Origin of the sequence: Labilibaculum sp. K2S, from assembly GCF_030372765.1 — a bacterium.
Taxonomy (GTDB): domain Bacteria; phylum Bacteroidota; class Bacteroidia; order Bacteroidales; family Marinifilaceae; genus Labilibaculum.
In genome coordinates this window covers 1-2,902 of record NZ_JAUCMW010000052.1, presented here as the reverse complement: position 1 = coordinate 2,902, position 2,902 = coordinate 1, and the positions used below count along the sequence as shown (strand labels likewise).

Genomic DNA, 2,902 nt, shown 5'->3' with positions numbered 1-2,902 from the left:
TCCGATGAACTCAAGTTTGCGGGTTGCGGGTTCTCCGCGAACCAACACAACACCGACCAAGCCGGGTAATTCAAATTTAATAATTACAAAGAACGAATGTCAGATTCCGAAATAAATTCGGAATGACGAGATTCACGGGTATGCTGTTTAGTCAGGGTTTCACTCTAAGTGAAGCCCTGACTTTGCGCCGGGGACGATTCGTGCAAAGGATAATTCGCTTCTATGAGAATGCCAGATATCCTTTGCCGTCACATTCATGTGACGGATCGATGTGCGCTGCTGCACACAGGGCTTTAGCCCCCGATTGTTAAACTCCCGAATGTCAGATTCCGAAATAAATTCGGAATGACGAGATCCGAGGGTATGCTGTTTAGTCAGGGTTTGACTCCAAGTCAAGCCCTGACTTTCACTCCTTCATTTGCTTTCATCATTTAAAAGAACTATACCATTATGCCGTTTGCTAAAGCGGAACGGGTGAACCGCTGTACTGATTTACCGGATTGCGGCGCGAACTAATGTATTGTTTCAATCTAAACCTAACGCGCGCCGCGGCGTCTGGTATTCCGTTCCCCGGGGCGATGCCCCGGGCTAAGTTATCAAGGCCTTACAGGCCGGTAACACCGTATTTAGCACGGCACCCATTTGCCGAAATCGCCACACCCGGATCGCCGTTTAGTCAGGGTTTCACTCCAAGTGAAGCCCTGACTTTGCCACTTCATTTCAGTCTCCGCTTCAGGGATTCGTGTGCTTGTCCCTAAACGCGAGAATATCCTTTGCCGTCACATTTATGTGACGGTTCGGGCAGCGCTGCTACTCTCCGGGCTTTAGCCCCCGATTGATAAACTCCTGAATGTCAGATTCCGAAATAAATTCGGAATGACGAGATCCGCGGGTATGCCAGTCAGGCCGTTCGTTTAGTCAGGGTTTGACTCCAAGTCAAGCCCTGACTTGCGCCACTTCATTTGTTTTTCATTATTTAAAAGAACTATACCATTATGCCGTTGTCTAAAGCAGCACGAGCTAACCGCTGTACTGATTTACCGGATTGCGGCGCGAACTAATGTATTGTTTCAATCAGAACCTAACGCGCGCCACTGTGTGAGGTATTCCGTTCCCCGGGGCGTTGCCCCGGGCTATGTTATCAAGGCCTTACAGGCCGGTAACATGGTGTTTAGCACGGCACCCGTTTGCCGAAACTCTTTGGGCGGTTTTATACCCCCAAAGGGTTAAACAACTCGGTTTTACTGATCCGATGAGCTCCAGTCATCGGATCAGATGGTCTTGCCGGCGATTCGGAAATCGCCACACCCGAAGCGGCACCAAACCAACGCGACCATGTCCTCCCCCATTTGGGGGAGCTAGAGGGGGCTCAGGGGTCGCATCGGCTGTGCACGCCGTGGGGCATGGGTTGCAGCCGGTTTTTTGTTTGCTTTTTATTCATTTTTACCAGTTTTTAAAATTTGTATTTTACTAAAAATACGCCAAACACACTGAAACACATACACTTATGGCTATTTTTTATTTTACGCCCTGTTTTGGCACGCTATAGGGTAGCACGCGGCTACCCCTGGGGTAGAAGGCGTGTTTGCCCAATACCGATAGGAACCTGTTGCTTACAGGACGATTTTGTTTAAAACTCGGTAGTATCGTAATAAGACCAGATCATTCTTCTATACACCGAACAGTCATGGCTTGTTCACTGTAACCAGTGTAACTTACATTGCTATTACCACTGGAATTCGCGAACCAGTAGTATATATTATAAGGGGTGTTATCATACCTTACGGTAGATACCCATGCTCGTACGGCGTTGTCACCGTTGCTTCGCATTACGACCCCGGACTGGTTATAGACGCTAGAAGCGGCGGGAAAAGTTAAATAAGATCTCGCGATCGTACTACCACCGACACCGAATAATGAAGTAACCGCGGTTTGCGAGTCGGTCCAGTTACCGGACCTACAATAGTCATTGTAGTTTCGCACACCGAGCATTTCGGCTTCTGTCGGCAGTCTGAAACCAGCCGGACAGGGGTCGGCAGGTTTTTTTGGACCCTCACCCCAGGTAGTCAGTGCCGGAGAGGAGGTGAGCCAGTCAGTGTACATTGAGAGGTCGGACGCGACTGTAGGGACAGCGCGACCCCATTCGTAGTAATCGCCGAGCAAACCTATGTTAGCTACAAAAGGATTTAAACTTGTGTTAGCTCCAAGGTTGTAACACATAAATTCTTTATATTCTGTAGGTGAGATCATAGCGCCACAGCAAGAACAGTCCTTAATGTTTACTGGAAGTTGTAACGCGTTATCGGCACCTGAGTTATCAGCAGTAGCATTATACACCACATAAATGTTAGCAGTTAAAGCGGTAAGACGCGTTAAGCCTGCAGCCAGGGTATTTAAGGTATGGTCGTAGCTAACAGTTGCTGTTACAGCAGCGCTAATGTTATTGCCAGTATTGTTGCCACTAATGGCAGTAATGGGGGCGCCATTGGTATTGCTATAATAAAAGCGAACGTTACTTACCGTGCCGATTGGCGTAAATTTATAGCTTTGTGTGTTGGTGGCAGTGAGGGTAAAGTCGGCCTTTTTCGAAGCTCGGTTGCTTACCGTAGTACAGGAGTTTATGCCGTCGTTACCCAGGGCAATGTCGAAACAGGTTTTGCCCCTAAAGGTGCCGGTACCGGTAGCTATTGCTGTCATGTTGGGTATAATGCCAATATAAGCAGGTTTTGCGGGCAGCCCTGTTAAAATCCCGCTGGTAGCCACGGGGGTAATGGCTACAGTAAGGAATTTGTCGAGGTCGGCAGCTACAGCCAGGTAGGTGGCTGCCGTAGCGCCGCTAATGGCGGCTTCGCCGGTACCGGCAGCATCGTTGGCACGGTACCACTGGTAGGTGGTGGCGCCC

Annotated in this window: 1 protein-coding gene; it reads right to left on the bottom strand. The window is 49.1% G+C overall.

What is annotated here, in order from left to right; all coding sequences use genetic code 11:
- Positions 1 to 1,662 precede the first annotated feature (1,662 nt).
- The coding region (locus tag QUH73_RS20555) for a hypothetical protein (protein ID WP_289532322.1) at positions 1,663 to 2,902 on the bottom strand (1,240 nt) is incomplete at its 5' end.